Raw genomic sequence first — 18,508 nt, forward strand, 5'->3', positions numbered from 1 at the left:
CGCAGACAGCGGCAGGACCGCTGACTGCGCAGCGGGTTTATTTCGCCCAGCGGTCGTAATTTTTAGGTTGATAGTCGTCAAACTGTTGCAGCAGCGTCTGTGCCGATTCGCTGATGTGCAGGGTGCCGAGATAGTCGTGACGCATAAAGCCCTGATCGGCGACGTGCTCGAGGAACTGGCTCAGCGGGCGGTAGAATCCGTTGACGTTCAGCAGGCCGACCGGCTTGTTGTGATAGCCGATTTGCCCCCAGGTCCAGATTTCAAACAGCTCTTCCAGCGTGCCGATGCCGCCGGGCAGGGCGATAAAACTGTCCGCCAGCGCCGCCATACGGGCTTTGCGCGTATGCATGTCTGGCACCACTTCCAATTCAGTCAGGCCGCGATGCGCCGTTTCCGCTTCAACCAGGCGCTCGGGGATAATGCCGACTGCCTCACCGCCTGCGGCCAACACCGCGTCCGCCACGATCCCCATCAATCCTTTTTTGCCGCCGCCATAGATTAAACGGCGCCCCTGTGCGGCCAGCAGTTGCCCCAGTTGACGAGCCTGCTCGGCATAAGCGGGATTGACGCCTTCGCTGGCGCCACAAAAAACGCAAATATTGTTTCGCATCCACCTGTTCCTTACTGCACTAAAGAAGCCAGTGGTATAGCGAATTGTCGGCCGGAGTTCAAGTTACGGCTGGGAGAGAGGAACAAAACGGCTGGATGAAAGCGGTTAATAAGGGGAGATAACTTGATTTATTGATACGAGAACATTGGATGCAACGTGTTTTAAGTAGGGGTGGAATTTTCTGCAAGGGATGATGGTGGGGGAAGGATGATTCGTCGCTGCGCGACTCACCCTGCGGGCCGCGCTGAAGCGCGTTGTCTCACTGCGTGAGACTCGAACCTTGGTCGAAGCTTCTCATCCTTCCCCAATACGGAACATTATGGAAGTGATGTGTTTTAATTAGGCTCGGGGATTTTCTGCAAGGGATGGTGGTGGGGGAAGGATTCGAACCTTCGAAGTCAGTGACGGCAGATTTACAGTCTGCTCCCTTTGGCCGCTCGGGAACCCCACCATGGTATTCATGGATTTACAAATTGTTGTTCCGGTTTTATCCGGAAGAAACCTGGCCGGTTTCTTTTACTGCGTCTTCGCTCCTGGCGGAGAAAAGATGGTGGTGGGGGAAGGATTCGAACCTTCGAAGTCAGTGACGGCAGATTTACAGTCTGCTCCCTTTGGCCGCTCGGGAACCCCACCATATACATGGCTATTTAACTGGCCTTGCTTGCGAGAGCGCTGTCTCGGTAAGCGGGGCGCATCATATCAAATGAAGCGGATGTGTAAAGTATTGAAATGCAGAAAATGAATCGTTTGCCGTTTTTTTATTCTTGGCGGTGCATCCCTGAACGAAATGCACCGATTTATTGAACGATTACAGAATAACGGTGCGGTTGCCGTAGACGAAGACGCGCTGCGCCAGCACCTGATACAGGGCGCGGCTGAGCACGTTTTTCTCCACGTCGCGGCCGGCGCGCATCATATCCTCGGCAGAATAGGTGTGATCGACGTGGATCACGTCCTGCATGATGATCGGGCCTTCGTCGAGATTGTCGTTAACGTAATGGGCAGTGGCGCCGATGATTTTCACTCCGCGCTCGTAGGCCTGGTGATAAGGCCGTGCGCCGATAAACGCCGGCAGGAACGAATGGTGAATGTTGATTACCTGATTCGGATAATGTTGCACGAAGGCCGGGGTCAGCACGCGCATATATTTGGCCAGCACCACGTAATCCGGCTGATATTGATCGATCTTGGCCGTCATTTCGCGGTCGTGCTGTTCGCGCGTCAAGCCTTCGTGGCTCACCAGATGGAAAGGAATATCGAAACGCTCCACCAGCGTTTGCAGCGTGTCGTGGTTACCGATTACGGCGGCGATCTCAACGTCGAGGCCGCCATAGGCGCTTTTCATCAACAGGTCGCCCAGGCAGTGCGCCTCTTTGGTGACCAGCACCACGATGCGCCGACGTCCGGTGCTGTGCAGTTCACGCAGCGAACCTTCCGGCAGCGCGCTGTCCAGATCGGCCAGCAGCGTGTTGTCGTTGAAAATGCCTTCCAGTTCGGTGCGCATGAAGAAACGCCCGGTGCGGTGATCGACGAACTCATTGTTCTGGACGATATTGAGTTCGTGCTTGTAACAGATGTTGGTGATCTTGGCGATCAGCCCTTTGGCGTCCGGGCAGATGGTGCGTAACACTTTCCGTTGTACATTTTGGTGTGGCATGGGTTTGAGGATCCTGTCTGATACTGAACGGCCTGTCTGCGCAGGCGTAAACGTGAAGCGCCGGCCGGTTAGCGCCCGCAGCACTTCTTGTATTTTTTCCCTGAGCCACAGGGACACATCGCATTTCGGCCGGGCTGGGGGTTGGTGCCGTCGATATAATACCAACGTTGATCGCGACGAAGGAAGCGCGAGCGCTCATGCATCGCCTGCGGCTCGCCGCTTTCGCCATCGGTGAAACGGGCGATGAATTCGACGAAGCCTTCATCCGGCTCATGACCGGCTTTCTCTTCCACGATCGTCAGGCCCAGCCACTCGGTATTCTTAAAACTGTCGACGATGGCATTGCGCCACGCTTCGGCGCCGCAGTCGGGGTGCCAGGTGGCGATCAGATAGTCGACGTTATGATTCACGTAGGCGGTGAAGCGTGAACGCATCAGTTGGCCGGGCGTCGGCGCCGGCTGACTGCCGCTGATAAAAGGGGCGCAGCACGCGTTATACGCCAGTCCGCTGCCGCATGGGCATGATTCGGGCAAAATAACTCCTGAGAAAACGAGGCTGAAAATGAATTTAGCGCATATGTTACCTAACAATATTCGTCAGTGACAATCTACCCTGAAAGCAGAGAACACCGTTTACCGAGAGGATGACGCGATGCGGCAAATCAAGATCGGACTGGCGCTGGGAGCGGGCTCGGCTAAAGGCTGGGCGCACATCGGCGTGATCAATGCGTTAAAGAAGCTGGGGATTGAGGTCGATATCGTTGCCGGCTGCTCTGTCGGCGCGTTGGTGGGCGCCGCGTTCGCCAGCCATCGCCTGCCGGCGATGGAGCAGTGGGTGCGATCGTTCAGCTATTGGGACGTGATTCGCCTGATGGATTTTTCCTGGCAGCGCGGCGGCCTGTTGCGCGGCGAGCGGGTGTTTAACGCCGTCGGACAGCTGCTGAAGATCAATGATATCGCCGATTGTGCGTTGAAGTTCGGTGCCGTGACGACCAATCTCAGTACCGGGCGTGAGCTGTGGCTGACCGAAGGCGATATTCATCAGGCGATACGCGCCTCCTGCAGCATGCCCGGCCTGTTGGCGCCGGTATGGGCCGACGGCTATTGGCTGGTGGATGGCGCGGTGGTCAATCCGGTGCCGGTATCGCTTTGCCGCGCCATGGGCGCCGATATCGTCATTGCGGTCGATCTGCAGCATGACGCGCACCTGATGCAGCAGGATCTGTTCTCGATACGTATCGAGGAAGAAGGCCCGGACGATGCGCCTGCGGCTACCTGGCGCGGGCGTCTGCGGGAACGCGTCGGCAGAATGCGCAAGCGCAAACCGGCGACGACGCCGACGGCGATGGAGATTATGAGCACATCGATTCAAATGCTGGAAAATCGCCTGAAGCGCAACCGGATGGCGAGCGATCCGCCGGATGTCTTGATCCAGCCTTTTTGCCCGCAAATCTCAACGCTGGATTTTCACCGCGCCGATGAAGCGATCGAGGCGGGGTTGCTGGCGGTTGAAAAACAACTGGATCGGTTGTTGCCGTTGATAAAAAATAGATAATTCTCGGTTCTTGGTTGGCAATGCGCAGTTGGTCTGTTTCAGACGAGCATAAGTGACCTTTTTGAGCCACTATTACACTATGGAAAGGGACGAGGCTCGGCTGATGGCATTACCACTCACTCACAAGCGCATCTTGATCGTTGAGGACGAACAGGTTTTTCGTTCCGTGCTGGTCGGTTATCTGACCTCGCTGGGCGCTGAAACCGGCGAGGCGACCAACGGTTTACAGGCGCTGAGTGCCGTCGATGACTTCAAGCCGGATCTGATTCTGTGCGATCTCGCGATGCCGGAAATGGGCGGTATCGAATTCGTTGAACACCTGCGTTTGCAGGGGCTGCAGATCCCGGTGCTGGTGATCTCGGCCACCGACAAGATGGCGGACATCGCCAAGGTGCTGCGGTTGGGCGTGCAGGATGTGCTGCTCAAGCCGCTGACCGATCTCAATCGCCTGCGTGAAGCGGTGCTGGCGTGCTTATACCCCAATATGTTCACCTCCCAGGCGATTGAAGAGGTTGAACTGTTTCAGGATTGGGATGCATTGAGCAAAAATCCTTCCGAAGCCGTCAAACTGCTTAAGCAACTGCAGCCGCCGGTACAACAGACCATTGCGCATTGCCGGATCAACTATCGGCAGTTAACCACCGGCGAAAATCCCGGCCTGGTGCTGGATATCGCCGCCTTGTCAGAAAAGGACCTGGCATTCTATTGCCTGGACGTCACGCGCGCCGGCGATAATGGCGTATTGGCGGCATTGCTGTTGCGCGCATTATTTAATGGGCTGCTGCAGGACCATCTGGCTAATCAACAGCATCGTTTGCCGCAAATGTCGGCATTGTTAAAGCAGGTTAATCAATTATTGCGGCAGGGGAAATTAGACGGTCAATTCCCTCTGTTGTTGGGATATTATCACGCCGAAAATAAAAACCTGATTCTGGTTTCCGCCGGGCTGCATGCCAACGTCAATACCGGTGACAATCAAATCCAGCTGAGCAACGGCGTGCCACTGGGGACGCTGGGGGCTACCTACATGAATCAGATCAGCCAGCGTTGTACCGCCTGGCAATGTCAGGTATGGGGCAGCGGTGGCCGATTGCGACTGATGCTCAGCGCTGAATAGCAGGCAGCGATCGGCGCGATCTTAAGCTATTTACTTATCTGTAATTAAACCGTTTATTTATTCTCCGGATTATCCGAACGGGTAATAGTCCTAAATGTTTTCTATTTGTGTTCTGGTTAATGCTCGGCGCGCATAAGCTGGTATACTCCGAAGGTTTTTTTATATCGAGCCCAAGCTCATAAAATGAGCGCTTTAGCTTTAAGAGAGGAAATAATGCCTGCTGTAAATCGCAAAGTCAGAAAAGCCGTGATCCCGGTTGCAGGCTTGGGTACGCGGATGTTGCCGGCCACCAAAGCCATTCCGAAAGAAATGCTGCCGCTGGTTGATAAACCTCTGATCCAATACGTCGTCAATGAGTGCATTGCGGCGGGGATTAACGAGATTGTGCTGGTCACCCACTCCTCCAAGAACTCGATCGAAAACCATTTTGATACCAGTTTCGAACTCGAAGCGATGCTGGAAAAACGCGTCAAGCGCCAATTGCTGGACGAAGTGCAGTCGATCTGCCCGAAAGGCGTTACCGTGATGCAGGTTCGTCAGGGTAATGCCAAAGGCCTGGGGCACGCGATTATGTGTGCCTACCCGATGGTGGGCGATGAACCGGTCGCGGTGGTGCTTCCGGACGTGATCCTCGACGAATACAGCGCCGATCCGAAAAAAGACAACCTGCACGAAATGCTGCAGCGCTTCGAAGCCACCGGCGTCAGCCAGATCATGGTTGAACCCGTGCCGCATAAGGATGTCGGAAACTACGGCGTAGCCGACTGTAAGGGCGTTGATTTGCAACCGGGCGAAAGCGCGCCGATGGTCAGCGTGGTTGAGAAACCGTCACCGGATAAAGCCCCTTCCAACCTGGCGATTGTCGGTCGTTATGTGTTGTCCGCCGATATTTGGCCGCTGTTGGCGAAAACGCCTCCAGGCGCCGGCGATGAAATTCAGCTGACTGACAGCATCGAAATGCTGATGCGGCAGGAAACGGTGGAAGCGTATCACCTGAAAGGCGTGAGCCATGATTGCGGTAACAAGCTGGGTTACATGCAGGCCTTCGTGGAGTACGGCATGCGTCATGCCAGCCTGGGCAAAGAGTTTTCTCAGTGGCTGCAACAGGTTGTTGCCGCTGACAAGAAGTAATTTGATCTTTCGTCTTAATTTGAAAAACTAGGATTTTCACATGAAAGTAACAGTTTTTGGTATTGGTTATGTGGGGCTGGTACAGGCTGCCGTGCTGGCTGAAGTTGGCCATGATGTTATGTGCATCGATGTTGACGAACGAAAAGTCGAGAACCTGAAAAAAGGGAATATCCCGATTTTTGAACCGGGCCTGACGCCGCTGGTACAGCAAAACTATGAGGCTGGGCGCCTGCATTTCACCACCGATGCCAAAGCGGGCGTGGCGCACGGGAATATCCAGTTTATCGCCGTCGGTACGCCGCCGGATGAAGACGGTTCCGCCGATCTGAAATATGTCACCGCGGTGGCGCGCACCATCGCCGAGCACATGACCGATCGCAAAGTGGTGATCGACAAATCTACCGTGCCGGTCGGTACGGCGGACAAAGTGCGTCAGGTGATGGCGGAAACGCTGGCAAAACGCGGCAGCAACGTGCCGTTCGACGTGGTGTCCAACCCTGAATTCCTGAAGGAAGGCGCTGCGGTGGCTGACTGCATGCGCCCTGAGCGCATCGTGATCGGCACCGATAATAAAGAGGTGATCGAGCCTATTCGCGAGCTGTACGAGCCGTTTAACCGCAATCACGATCGTATGATCATGATGGATATCCGCAGCGCGGAGCTGACCAAATATGCCGCCAACTGCATGCTGGCGACCAAAATCAGCTTTATGAACGAAATGTCCAACCTGGCGGAAATGTTGGGCGCGGACATCGAGAAAGTGCGTCAGGGCATCGGTTCCGATTCACGCATCGGTTATCACTTCATCTATCCTGGCTGTGGCTACGGTGGTTCTTGTTTCCCGAAAGATGTTCAGGCGCTGATCCGCACGGCGGAGCAGATCGGTTACCAACCGAAGCTGTTGCAGGCGGTAGAGCAGGTCAACTACCAACAAAAAGACAAGCTGAACAGCTTTATCAAAGACTATTTCGGCAGCGATTTGAAGGGCAAAACCTTCGCACTGTGGGGTCTGGCGTTCAAGCCGAATACCGATGACATGCGTGAAGCGTCCAGCCGTGTGCTGATGGAGCAGCTGTGGGCTGCCGGCGCCACCGTTCAGGCCTACGATCCGGAAGCGATGAACGAAGTTCAGCGCATCTATGGCCAGCGCGACGATTTGAAGCTGATGGGTACCAAAGAGGCTGCGTTGCATGGCGCCGATGCTCTGGTGATCTGTACCGAATGGCAGAATTTCCGCGCGCCGGACTTTGATGTGATTAAGGGCGCGTTGAAGCAGCCGGTGATCTTCGATGGACGTAACCTGTACGATCCTGAGCGTTTGGCGAATCGCGGCTTTACCTACTATGCGATTGGCCGCGGTGCCTCGATTAAACCGGTTATTTAAGGAGTGGGCATGAAATTCCTGGTTACAGGCGCCGCAGGGTTTATTGGTTATCACGTTGCAGAGCGTTTGTTGACCGCCGGGCATCAGGTTGTCGGCATCGATAACCTGAATGACTATTATGACGTGGGCCTGAAAATGGCCCGTCTGGACAGACTGGCGGATAAGCCGGGATTCCGCTTCATCAAGTTGGATTTGGCCGATCGTGAAGGCATGGCGACATTGTTCGCCGAGCATCAGTTCCAACGAGTCATTCATTTGGGTGCCCAAGCCGGCGTGCGTTATTCGCTGGTCAACCCGTTGGCTTATGCGGACGCTAACCTGATCGGTCATTTGAACGTTCTGGAAGGCTGCCGTCATAATAAGGTCGAGCATTTACTTTACGCTTCCTCCAGCTCTGTTTATGGCCTCAATCGCAAGTTGCCGTTTGCTACCGAAGATTCTGTCGACCACCCTGTGTCACTGTATGCGGCAACCAAAAAAGCCAATGAGCTGATGTCACACAGTTACGCTCATTTATACGGTCTCCCGACGACGGGGCTACGCTTCTTTACCGTATATGGTCCCTGGGGGCGTCCGGATATGGCGCTGTTCAAGTTTACCAAGGCCATATTGGCGGGGGAGAGCATCGATGTATATAACCACGGTGAAATGCACCGTGACTTTACTTACATTGATGATATCACCGAGGCGATTGTGCGGCTGCAGGCGGTTATTCCGCAGGCAGATCCGTCATGGACCGTTGAACAGGGATCGCCGGCGACCAGTTCCGCGCCGTATCATGTTTATAATATCGGCAATAACACCCCCGTTAAACTGATGGAATATATCACGGCGTTGGAGCAGGCTTTGGGGCTAACTGCCCGCAAGAATATGCTGCCAATGCAACCTGGCGATGTGATGGATACCAGCGCGGATACCGCGGAGCTTTATCGTGACATTGGTTTTAAGCCGGAAACCAGCGTTGAAGAGGGTGTGAAGCGCTTTGTTGATTGGTATAAGGCATTCTACCAGGTTCAATAATTGAACGAGGGTATATGCGACAAAGGGGCCTTAGGGCCCTTTTTTATCGCGTGAACCTCATGCAAGGAACAAAATGCGAATTAGGATATTTACTAAAAGGAAAGGGGTGAGGCAGGATCGCGGCGATAAGCTTTAAAATGAAAAGGCCCCCCGCAGGGAGCCTTTCAGATACGGGCTGAATCGCTATTACAGCAGGAAATCGTCCAGAGATTTACCTTGCTCTTCGATAGCTTTCTTAATCACCGCTGGAGTACGGCCTTGGCCGGTCCAGGTTTTCAATTCGCCGTTTTCGTCTTTATATTGGTATTTAGCAGGACGTGCTGCGCGTTTTGCTTTACCGGCAGCCTTGTTGGCAGCCATGGTTTGCAGCAGTTCATTCGGATCGATACCGTCAGCAATCAGCATTTCGCGGTATTGCTGCAGTTTACGGGTGCGTTCTTCGATTTCTGCTTGAGCCTGGCTGTCTTCTTCGCGACGTTCGTTCACAACAACTTCCAGTTTCTCGAGCATTTCTTCCAGCGTTTCCAGTGTGCATTCTCTTGCCTGGGCGCGCAGAGTGCGGATGTTGTTCAAAATCTTTAATGCTTCGCTCATTGTCCTAGTCTCAAATTATATTGGTGGGGGGCGTCTCGATAATAATAGAGCGCTATTTTCTTTTCTGCAATAGCCAAATTGACTTGAATACTCAAATTTACCTTTTAAAAAACCGTTAATCGGATCTGTCCGACTAATATAGGAAGGGCTGTTAACTATTACCCTTGTCGCACTTAAGTCAAAATTTCAGCAGGCATGCTTTAAAAGGCGCGTGTCGCAAGGCTTTCATCGATAAGTTATCGCCGTAATTTATATCAATATTACAATGGGTTCTGTGGGCTTAATCACGTCATGGCAAGGCAGACATTGTAAACAATAGGGGTATATAGGTAAAGATTGCGTCAGGAAACGTCGGGGACAGCGGAGGTGATTAAATGCCCTGTATTGGCCCCGTGTATAATAGACTGGCGCGCCGTTGCGGTTGCGGCACCCGCCGCGGCGAAAGGGTGATTATGCATTAATGGGCAAATGATCGCGGTTAACCATTAGCAAGAATTAATAGTGATGACAGGCATACATTATCCTGTAAATAGCTGTAAAAAGAACGGGCCGACAGAACGATATGTTTCGCTTGAAAGCGCATTATTACGGCGAACGCAATATTCGTTCGCTTTGGGCTGAGCCTGGGGGGCGGTTTATGGTACACTTACCGTCCTAATCGACATTTGAATATTTCTTATACCATCGGAGTTGCGGGGCCATGGCTCAACTTTATTTTTATTACTCTGCGATGAATGCCGGCAAGTCCACCGCGCTGCTACAGTCTTCATATAACTATCAAGAACGTGGTATGCGCACGCTGGTGTTCACTGCGGAGATCGATCACCGCTTTGGCGTAGGTAAGGTCAGCTCGCGCATCGGTTTATCCTCGCAGGCCCAGCTCTATAACAACGACTCGATGCTGTACGCCATGATTCAGCAAGAGCATCAACAGCAGCCGGTGCATTGTGTACTGCTGGATGAAAGCCAGTTCCTGACCAAGGCGCAGGTTGAGCAATTGTGCGATGTGGTGGACCAACTGGACATTCCCGTATTGTGCTACGGCCTGCGTACCGATTTTCTCGGTGAGCTGTTTACCGGCAGCCAATATTTGCTGGCCTGGGCCGATAAGCTGGTGGAATTGAAAACCATCTGTCACTGCGGGCGCAAAGCCAATATGGTGTTGCGGTTGGATGAAAACGGCCAGGCGATGCACGCCGGTGAGCAGGTGGTGATTGGCGGTAACGAGAGCTATGTCTCCGTCTGCCGCAAGCATTATAAAGAGGCGATTCACTCCCTGGAGTAGGGGAGAAAACGCCGCCAAAGCCCGCTGAGGCGTTTTGGCGGCGTGAGTCGAAATGCAGCGCCTCCGGCGCAATAAAAAACCCGCCGTTTGGCGGGTTTTTTTATCGGTTCACGAAACCGTTATTTCTTGGGCTTCTTTACCGCGGCTTTGGCTGCAGCCGGAGCTGCCGCTTCCTCTTCGACTGCTTCGCTGAATTCGCGGCCGTAGAAGGTATCCAGCATGATTTGCTTCAGTTCGGCAATCAGCGGATAGCGTGGGTTGGCGCCGGTGCATTGGTCGTCGAACGCGTCTTCCGACAGCTTGTCGACTTTCGCCAGGAAGTCCGCCTCCTGCACACCCGCCTCACGGATGGAGGTTGGGATGCCCAACTCGGTTTTCAGCTCGTCCAGCCAGGCCAGCAGTTTCTCAATCTTCTGCGCGGTGCGGTCGCCCGGTGCGCTCAGGCCGAGGTGGTCGGCGATTTCAGCGTAGCGGCGGCGCGCCTGAGGGCGGTCGTACTGGCTGAAGGCCGTCTGCTTGGTCGGGTTGTCGTTCGCGTTGTAGCGAATGACGTTGGAAATCAGCATCGCGTTGGCCAGGCCGTGCGGAATGTGGAACTCCGAACCCAGTTTGTGCGCCATGGAGTGACAAACCCCGAGGAAGGCGTTGGCGAAAGCGATACCGGCGATGGTGGCGGCGTTGTGCACGCGTTCACGGGCAACCGGGTTTTTCGCGCCTTCTTTGTAGCTGGCCGGCAGATACTCTTTCAACAGTTTCAGCGCCTGCAGCGCCTGGCCGTCGGAGTATTCGTTCGCCAGCACCGAGACGTAGGCTTCCAGCGCGTGGGTCACCGCATCCAGGCCACCGAAGGCGCACAGGGATTTCGGCATGTTCATCACCAGGTTGGCGTCGACAATCGCCATGTCCGGGGTCAGCGCATAGTCGGCCAGCGGGTATTTCTGCCCGGTGGCGTCGTCGGTCACGACCGCGAACGGCGTGACTTCCGAACCGGTGCCTGAGGTTGTGGTGATGGCGATCATTTTCGCTTTCACGCCCATTTTCGGGAATTTGTAGATACGCTTGCGGATGTCCATGAAGCGCAGCGCCAGATCCTCGAAGTGGGTTTCAGGATGTTCGTACAGCACCCACATGATTTTCGCGGCGTCCATCGGCGAACCGCCGCCCAGCGCGATGATGACGTCCGGTTTGAAGGAGTTCATCTGCTCGGCGCCTTTACGCACGATGCTCAGCGTCGGATCGGCTTCCACTTCGAAGAACACTTCGGTTTCGATGCCGTGAGACTTCAGAACCTTGGTGATCTGGTCAGCATAGCCGTTGTTGAACAGGAAACGGTCGGTCACGATGAAGGCGCGTTTCGCCCCGTCGGTCGCCACTTCTTCCAGCGCGATAGGCAGCGAGCCACGGCGGAAGTAGATCGATTTCGGAAGTTTGTGCCACAACATGTTTTCTGCTCGCTTCGCTACAGTTTTCTTGTTGATCAGGTGTTTAGGTCCGACGTTTTCAGAGATGGAGTTGCCACCCCAGGAACCGCAACCCAGCGTCAGCGAAGGCGCGAGTTTGAAGTTGTACAGGTCGCCGATACCGCCCTGAGAAGCCGGGGTGTTGATCAGGATGCGAGCCGTTTTCATTTTATCGCCGAAGTAGGCGATGCGAGCCGTTTGGTTATCCTGGTCGGTGTACAGGCAGGACGTGTGGCCGATACCGCCCATGGCGACCAGTTTTTCGGCTTTGGCGACCGCGTCTTCGAAGTCTTTGGCACGGTACATCGCCAGGGTAGGCGACAGTTTTTCATGTGCGAAAGGTTCGGACTCGTCGACCAGCTTCACTTCACCGATCAGCACTTTGGTGTTGGCCGGCACTTTGATGCCTGCCATTTCGGCGATTTTCGGTGCGGATTGCCCGACGATGGCCGCATTCAGACCGCCGTTTTTCAGGATGATGTCCTGCACCGCTTTCAGTTCTTTACCCTGCAGCAGATAGCCGCCGTGGGAAGCGAAGCGTTCGCGTACCGCATCATAGATAGCGTCAACGACGATGACCGACTGTTCGGAAGCGCAGATAACGCCGCTGTCGAAGGTTTTGGACATCAGGATAGAGGCGACCACGCGCTTAATGTCTGCGGTTTCGTCTACCACGACCGGCGTATTACCGGCGCCGACGCCGATGGCGGGTTTGCCGGAGCTGTAGGCGGCTTTCACCATGCCCGGGCCACCGGTGGCCAGGATCAGGTTGATGTCAGGGTGGTGCATCAGCTGGTTGGACAGCTCGACGGTAGGTTGGTCGATCCAACCGATGATGTCTTTCGGCGCGCCGGCGGCGATAGCGGCTTGCAGCACGATATCGGCGGCTTTATTGGTGGCATTCTTCGCACGCGGGTGCGGCGAGAAGATGATGCCGTTGCGGGTTTTCAGGCTGATCAGCGCTTTGAAGATCGCGGTAGAAGTTGGGTTGGTGGTAGGGACGATACCGCAAATCAGGCCGATAGGTTCGGCGATGGTGATGGTACCGAAAGTGTCATCTTCAGACAGGATGCCACAGGTTTTTTCATCTTTATAGGCGTTGTAGATGTACTCGGAAGCGAAGTGGTTTTTGATCACTTTGTCTTCGACGATACCCATTCCGGATTCTTCCACGGCCATTTTGGCCAACGGGATACGGGCATCAGCAGCGGCGAGGGCGGCAGCGCGGAAGATTTTATCCACTTGCTCTTGAGTGAAGTTGGCATATTCGCGCTGGGCTTTTTTGACACGTGCGACAAGCTCGTTCAGTTCAGCGACATTCGTTACAGCCATAATGCTCTCCTGATAATGTTAAACTCTTTCAGTAAATAAGCCGTGCGAGCCACTAGTATAGTCATAACGGGAATAGACGGTGATTCGAATACCGGGGGGGTCCCGCGTTATTTCTTCGCATGCTGCTGATTTGCTTAAAGAGCTTTACCCTGCGCCAACCGGAGGGGCAGGCAGTGAAGAGAACGGAACCGGCTGGATTGCCACCGACTTTGTTCTACTCCCTGACTACGACTAAGAGCTTACCCACTGTTGGGTAGTTAATTTGTGATCTAAATCATGAAAAGTGCAAGCTGACACCTTTCAGCTTGACGGTGTTGAGAGTGGTTATCAATAACTGTGATCGATGACTCTTTTTTCAACATAAAAAATCAAAAGGCCATACATCACTTTAACAAAGGGCATTTGTTTTGTTGCCTAACTTGCTGGTAGTCAAAAATGCTGCTCTGGCCGGATGGATTACCCGCGGCAATTCCATTACATTAGCGCGCATAGGCAGCACACCTTTTTATAGCACTTAACGCGGAGCCATCTGTGGGCCAATCTCTGTTGGATCTTTCCGGCTTTATCAAGTTCTTTGTCGGTCTGTTTGCGCTGGTCAACCCGGTGGGCATCTTGCCGGTGTTTATCAGCATGACCAGCTACCAGGCGGAAGCAGGGCGCAATAAAACCAACCTGACCGCCAACCTGTCGGTCGCCATTATTCTGTGGACATCGCTGTTCCTGGGCGAAGGGATCTTGCGGATGTTCGGCATCTCCATCGATTCGTTCCGCATCGCCGGCGGTATTCTGGTGGTGACCATCGCCATGTCGATGATCAGCGGCAAGCTGGGAGAAGACAAACAGAACAAACAGGAAAAATCGGAGAGCGCGATCCGCGAGAGCATCGGCGTGGTGCCGTTAGCGCTGCCGCTGATGGCGGGGCCGGGGGCGATCAGTTCCACCATCGTGTGGAGTTCCCGTTATCACAACTGGCAAAGCCTGCTCGGCTTTACGGTCGCGATCGCCTTGTTCGCCTTTTGCTGTTGGTTGTTGTTCCGCGCCGCGCCGCTGTTGGTGCGTTTGCTTGGGCAGACCGGCATCAACGTGATCACCCGTATCATGGGTCTGTTGCTGATGGCGCTCGGGATCGAGTTTATCGTTACCGGCATTAAGGCGATATTCCCCGGCCTGTTGTAATACCCTTTGTTTAGCCGCGCACCTTTCGCCTTGGCGCGGCTAAAATTAATTTTAAAGTTTAAATTATTTATTGGTTCGCATTATTATAGTGCACAGGATGAATAAAATTTATGCGGTTGCACTCTTATGTTGCATAAATCTCATGTTGCTGTGCAAAAAAAACGCTAAGCGTTATTTCAGACACTTTTCTTCCCCCATTTCCACGCGTTTTGCCCCCGTTCAACGGTAAAGCTGTTGTTAAATTAATCACATCATTCTGTGGGGCTTGTCTCACTTTCATCCAGGTGTTATTAGTGATTAACCGACCATAGGCAGGTGTTTGTTCTTTGAATGTCCGGATTGTTAACTGAATGTTTCTTTGTGCGGTAATGAGATTGCGTTGATGGTTTCAAATGAAATGATTTCGTCTTTTTTTTCTTTAAAATCATAGCGATGATTTTGTTTCTCTGCGCCATCGATCTTGGGGGCCGGATCGGGCTTCGTGCGATAAAAGAGAATTGCTTAACATTTTCGTAAAATTTATTGGCTATGGAATTTGGCTTCTGCTAATTTCCGAGCAACTTTCCCGTGGTCAATTAACTGAAATGCGCCATAAAAACGGGAATGATTTTTGCTGGTATCCGTTTATTTAGAATTCTTATAAACACTTCACAAACTTCGATAAGCGATGCTTGTCGGTGAAAAGGAGCCTCGATTATGCAGCAAACCCTGAAGCGCACTTCTTTGACCTTGTTGATTAGCGGCGCGCTGAGCGTCGGCGCCATAAATAGCAGTTTGGCGGCGGAAGTGCCGGCCGGCGTTCAGTTGGCGCAGCAGCAGAATATTGTGATCAACAACGGCAGCGAAGTGGCTTCATTGGATCCGCATAAGGTCGAGGGCGTACCGGAAAGCAATATCATTCTTAACCTGCTGGAAGGGCTGGTGAGCACCGACGCCAACGGGCATGTGGTGCCGGCGGCGGCGGCGAGCTGGGAAAACCAGAATTATCAGCAATGGACCTTCCACCTGCGCCCCGGCGCGGTGTGGAGCGACGGCAGCCCGGTGACCGCGCAAGACTTCGTCTACAGCTGGCAGCGCCTGGCCGATCCGAAAATCGCCTCGCCCTATGCCAGCTACCTGCAATACACCAAAGTCGACAATATCGACGATATCCTGACCGGTAAGAAGCCTCCACAGGCCCTCGGCGTCAAGGCGCTGGACGCCCAGACGCTGCAGGTGACGCTGAGCGAACCGGTGCCGTATTTCATCAGCATGTTGAGCCACACGTCGCTCAAACCGGTGAAGCGCGCGGTAGTGGAGAAATTCGGCGACAAATGGACGCTGCCCGCCAACTATGTCGGCAACGGCGCTTACCGTCTGAAAGAGTGGGTGGTGAACGAGCGCATTGTGCTGGAGCGCAGCCCGAGCTACTGGAACAACAAGCAGACGGTGATCAATCAGGCGACCTTCCTGCCGATCGCTTCCGAAGTCAGCGACGTCAACCGCTTCCGCAGCGGCGAGATCGACATCACCAACAGCGCCATTCCGCCGTACCTGTACGTCAAAATGAAGCGCGAAGTGCCCGAGCAACTGCACGTTAACCCTTATCTGTGCACTTTCTATTACGAACTCAATAACCAGCGGGCGCCCTTCACCGATCCGCGGGTGCGTGCGGCGGTGAAGATGACGCTGGATCGCGACATCATCGCCAACAAGATCATGGGCCAGGGGCAGATCCCGGCCTACAGTTTCACGCCAACCTTCACCGAAGGCGCCAACTTCACGCAGCCCGCCTGGGCCGGCTGGAGCCAGGAACAGCGCAACGCCGAAGCCAAGAAACTGCTGGCGGAAGCGGGTTACAGCGACGCCAAGCCGCTGAAATTCTCGCTGCTGTACAACACCTCCGATCAAAACAAACAGCAGGCGATCGCCGCCGCGTCGATGTGGAAAAAGAATCTCGGCGCCGACGTCACGCTGCGCAATCAGGAGTGGAAGACCTCGCTGGAAAGCCGCCATCAGGGGCAATACGACGTGGCGCGCGCCACCTGGTGCGGGGATTACAACGAACCGAGCGCGTTCCTGAACCTGGTGCTGTCCAACAGCAGCATCAATACCGTGTTTTATAAGAGCCCGGCGTTCGACGCCATCATGGCCGCCACCCTGAAGGCGCCGGATGAGGCCGCGCGCGCCGCGCTCTATCAGCAGGCAGAAGCGCAGCTGGACAAAGACTCCGCGTTGATCCCGGTGTATTACCGCGTCAGCGCGCGGTTGATTAAGCCGACGGTAGGCGGGTTCACCGGCAAAGATCCGCTGGACTATACCGACGTTAAGAATCTGTACATTATCAAGCAGTAAAAGGGGTATTCCTCACGCCGAGGCGCTGGGGAATATAGGGAAGGCCGGCCGCCGCATTCGTTCCGCGGCGGCGGGAAAACAGAGTCCGCTTACGGGCAACGCAGGTTCCACGAAGAGCCTGTGATAATAAAAACTGGAGTCGATAAGTATGACCAACATCACGAAGAAAACCCTCATTGCCGCCGGCGTCATCGCTGCGCTCGGCATCACAGCAACCACCGGCGCTTTCGCCGCCGACGTTCCTGCGGGGGTGCAGCTGGCGGATAAGCAAGAAATCGTCAAAAACAACGGTTCCGAAGTGCAGTCGCTGGATCCGCATAAAATCGAGGGCGTGCCGGAAAACAACGTGACCCGCGATCTGATGGAAGGCCTGGCGAACAACAGCCCGGACGGTTCCATCGTGCCGGGCGTCGCGGAAAGCTGGGATAACAAGGATTTCAAAGTCTGGACCTTCCACCTGCGCAAAGACGCCAAATGGTCCAACGGCAAGCCGGTGACGGCGCAAGATTTCGTCTACAGCTGGCAGCGCGTAGTGGATCCGAAAACCGCGTCGCCTTACGCCAGCTACCTGCAGTACGCCCATGTGGAAAACGTCGATGACATCATCGCCGGTAAAAAAGACAAGTCGACGCTGGGCGTGAAGGCCATCGACGACCACACTTTCCAGGTGACCCTGAGCGAGCCGGTGCCTTATCTGGTTGAAATGACCCCGCACTACGCCATGAAGCCGGTTTATAAAGAGGCGGTGGAGAAATTCGGCGAGAAGTGGACGCTGCCGGCCAACTACGTCAGCAACGGCGCCTACAAACTGAAAGACTGGATTGTCAACGAACGCATCGTACTGGAACGCAACCCGGAATATTGGGATAACGCCAAAACCATCATCAATAAAGTGACGTTCCTGCCTATTTCGTCGGAAGTGACCGACGTTAACCGCTACCGCACCGGCGAAATCGACATGACTTATAACAACATGCCGATCGAACTGTTCCAGAAGCTGAAGAAAGAGATCCCGAAAGAGGTGCACGTCGATCCTTATCTGTGCACCTATTACTACGAAATCAACAACCAGAAGGCGCCGTTCACCGATGCGCGCGTGCGTGAAGCGCTGAAGCTGGGTATGGATCGCGACATCATCGTCAACAAGGTGAAAAACCAGGGCGATCTGCCGGCCTACAGCTTTACGCCGCCATACACCGACGGCGCCAAGCTGACCGCGCCGGAGTGGTTCGGCTGGACGCAGGAAAAACGCAACGAAGTGGCGAAGAAACTGCTGGCGGAAGCCGGCTACGGCCCGGGTAAACCGCTGACCTTCTCCCTGTTGTACAACACATCAGACCTGCACAAGAAGCTGGCGATCGCCGCCGCCTCCATCTGGAAGAAAAATCTGGGCGTGGACGTGAAGCTGGTGAACCAGGAGTGGAAAACCTTCCTGGATACCCGTCATCAGGGCACCTATGACGTGGCGCGCGCCGGCTGGTGCGCCGACTACAACGAACCGAGTTCGTTCCTGAACATGATGCTGTCCGACAGCAGCAGTAACACCCCGCACTACAAAAGCGCCGAGTTCGATAAGCTGATGGCCAACGTGTTGACCGCGAAGAGCAAAGACGAGCGCGCCGATCTGTATCAGAAAGCGGAAGTTCAGCTGGATAAAGATTCCGCCATTGTTCCGCTGTATTACTACGTGAACGCCCGTCTGGTGAAACCTTACGTCGGTGGCTACACCGGCAAAGACCCGCTTGATAACGTGTACGACAAAAACCTGTACATCATCAAGCATTGATACGGTAAGCGCCGGCGGCCTGGCCGCCGGCCCATGTTGAGAATAATAAGCCGTCATCAGGCTGTCGC

At 54.4% G+C, this 18,508-nt stretch carries 14 protein-coding genes, 2 tRNA genes and 1 other RNA gene; 9 read left to right on the plus strand and 8 right to left on the minus strand.

What is annotated here, in order from left to right:
• Nucleotides 1-37: 37 nt before the first annotated feature.
• The 6 genes from JL05_RS15110 to JL05_RS15130 form a co-directional block, all read right to left on the minus strand.
• Nucleotides 38-610, minus strand: coding sequence for an LOG family protein (locus JL05_RS15110; protein ID WP_004932190.1), 573 nt, complete (start codon nt 608-610; stop codon nt 38-40).
• A gap of 191 nt (nt 611-801) precedes the next feature.
• A non-coding RNA gene (locus JL05_RS24450) (RtT sRNA) lies at nt 802-929 on the minus strand.
• Between the two features lie 47 nt (nt 930-976).
• Nucleotides 977-1,061: transfer RNA gene (locus JL05_RS15115), tRNA-Tyr, on the minus strand.
• A gap of 97 nt (nt 1,062-1,158) precedes the next feature.
• Nucleotides 1,159-1,243, minus strand: a tRNA-Tyr gene (locus JL05_RS15120).
• A 175-nt stretch (nt 1,244-1,418) separates the two neighbouring features.
• Nucleotides 1,419-2,267 (minus strand): formyltetrahydrofolate deformylase, encoded by an 849-nt coding sequence (gene purU, locus JL05_RS15125; protein ID WP_004932187.1) that lies wholly within the window; start codon nt 2,265-2,267, stop codon nt 1,419-1,421.
• A 68-nt stretch (nt 2,268-2,335) separates the two neighbouring features.
• The gene (locus JL05_RS15130; protein ID WP_033632871.1) at nt 2,336-2,800 is read right to left on the minus strand and encodes a YchJ family protein; all 465 of its coding nucleotides are present in this window, start codon (nt 2,798-2,800) and stop codon (nt 2,336-2,338) included.
• 118 nt (nt 2,801-2,918) lie between these two features.
• On the opposite strand from JL05_RS15130, the gene rssA reads away from it, so the two are divergent.
• The 5 genes from rssA (at nt 2,919) to JL05_RS15155 (ending at nt 8,473) form a co-directional block, all read left to right on the plus strand.
• Nucleotides 2,919-3,821: a patatin-like phospholipase RssA gene (rssA, locus tag JL05_RS15135; protein WP_033632872.1), complete on the plus strand. Its 903-nt coding sequence runs from the start codon at nt 2,919-2,921 to the stop codon at nt 3,819-3,821.
• Nucleotides 3,822-3,924: 103 nt separating this feature from the next.
• The gene (rssB, locus tag JL05_RS15140) at nt 3,925-4,938 is read left to right on the plus strand and encodes a two-component system response regulator RssB (RefSeq protein WP_004932178.1); all 1,014 of its coding nucleotides are present in this window, start codon (nt 3,925-3,927) and stop codon (nt 4,936-4,938) included.
• Nucleotides 4,939-5,151: 213 nt separating this feature from the next.
• Nucleotides 5,152-6,069, plus strand: coding sequence for a UTP--glucose-1-phosphate uridylyltransferase GalU (galU, locus tag JL05_RS15145; protein ID WP_033632873.1), 918 nt, complete (start codon nt 5,152-5,154; stop codon nt 6,067-6,069).
• A 40-nt stretch (nt 6,070-6,109) separates the two neighbouring features.
• Nucleotides 6,110-7,453, plus strand: a complete 1,344-nt coding sequence (locus JL05_RS15150; protein WP_004932175.1) for a UDP-glucose dehydrogenase family protein — start codon at nt 6,110-6,112, stop codon at nt 7,451-7,453.
• Between the two features lie 9 nt (nt 7,454-7,462).
• Complete coding sequence (locus tag JL05_RS15155) at nt 7,463-8,473, plus strand: NAD-dependent epimerase (RefSeq protein WP_015378092.1); 1,011 nt, start codon at nt 7,463-7,465, stop codon at nt 8,471-8,473.
• Between the two features lie 186 nt (nt 8,474-8,659).
• On the opposite strand, the gene hns is transcribed toward JL05_RS15155, so the two are convergent.
• Nucleotides 8,660-9,067 (minus strand): histone-like nucleoid-structuring protein H-NS, encoded by a 408-nt coding sequence (gene hns / locus JL05_RS15160; protein WP_004932170.1) that lies wholly within the window; start codon nt 9,065-9,067, stop codon nt 8,660-8,662.
• A 700-nt stretch (nt 9,068-9,767) separates the two neighbouring features.
• Between hns and JL05_RS15165 the strand changes: the two genes are divergently transcribed.
• On the plus strand, nt 9,768-10,352 hold the full coding sequence (locus JL05_RS15165; protein ID WP_015378091.1) for a thymidine kinase: 585 nt from the start codon (nt 9,768-9,770) through the stop codon (nt 10,350-10,352).
• A 119-nt stretch (nt 10,353-10,471) separates the two neighbouring features.
• Here the strand turns inward: JL05_RS15165 and adhE are convergent, their stop codons facing one another.
• Nucleotides 10,472-13,144 (minus strand): bifunctional acetaldehyde-CoA/alcohol dehydrogenase, encoded by a 2,673-nt coding sequence (gene adhE / locus JL05_RS15170; RefSeq protein WP_033632874.1) that lies wholly within the window; start codon nt 13,142-13,144, stop codon nt 10,472-10,474.
• A 531-nt stretch (nt 13,145-13,675) separates the two neighbouring features.
• On the opposite strand from adhE, the gene JL05_RS15175 reads away from it, so the two are divergent.
• From JL05_RS15175 to oppA, 3 genes are all read left to right on the plus strand, one after another.
• A complete protein-coding gene (locus tag JL05_RS15175; protein WP_015378089.1) occupies nt 13,676-14,320 on the plus strand; it encodes a YchE family NAAT transporter in 645 nt (214 codons plus the stop codon).
• A 696-nt stretch (nt 14,321-15,016) separates the two neighbouring features.
• Entirely contained in the window at nt 15,017-16,654 is a 1,638-nt protein-coding gene (locus tag JL05_RS15180; RefSeq protein WP_033632875.1) for an ABC transporter substrate-binding protein, read from the plus strand.
• A 148-nt stretch (nt 16,655-16,802) separates the two neighbouring features.
• The gene (gene oppA / locus JL05_RS15185) at nt 16,803-18,440 is read left to right on the plus strand and encodes an oligopeptide ABC transporter substrate-binding protein OppA (RefSeq protein WP_033632876.1); all 1,638 of its coding nucleotides are present in this window, start codon (nt 16,803-16,805) and stop codon (nt 18,438-18,440) included.
• Nucleotides 18,441-18,508: the final 68 nt, after the last annotated feature.

The organism is Serratia nematodiphila DZ0503SBS1 (genome assembly GCF_000738675.1).
Taxonomy (GTDB): domain Bacteria; phylum Pseudomonadota; class Gammaproteobacteria; order Enterobacterales; family Enterobacteriaceae; genus Serratia; species Serratia nematodiphila.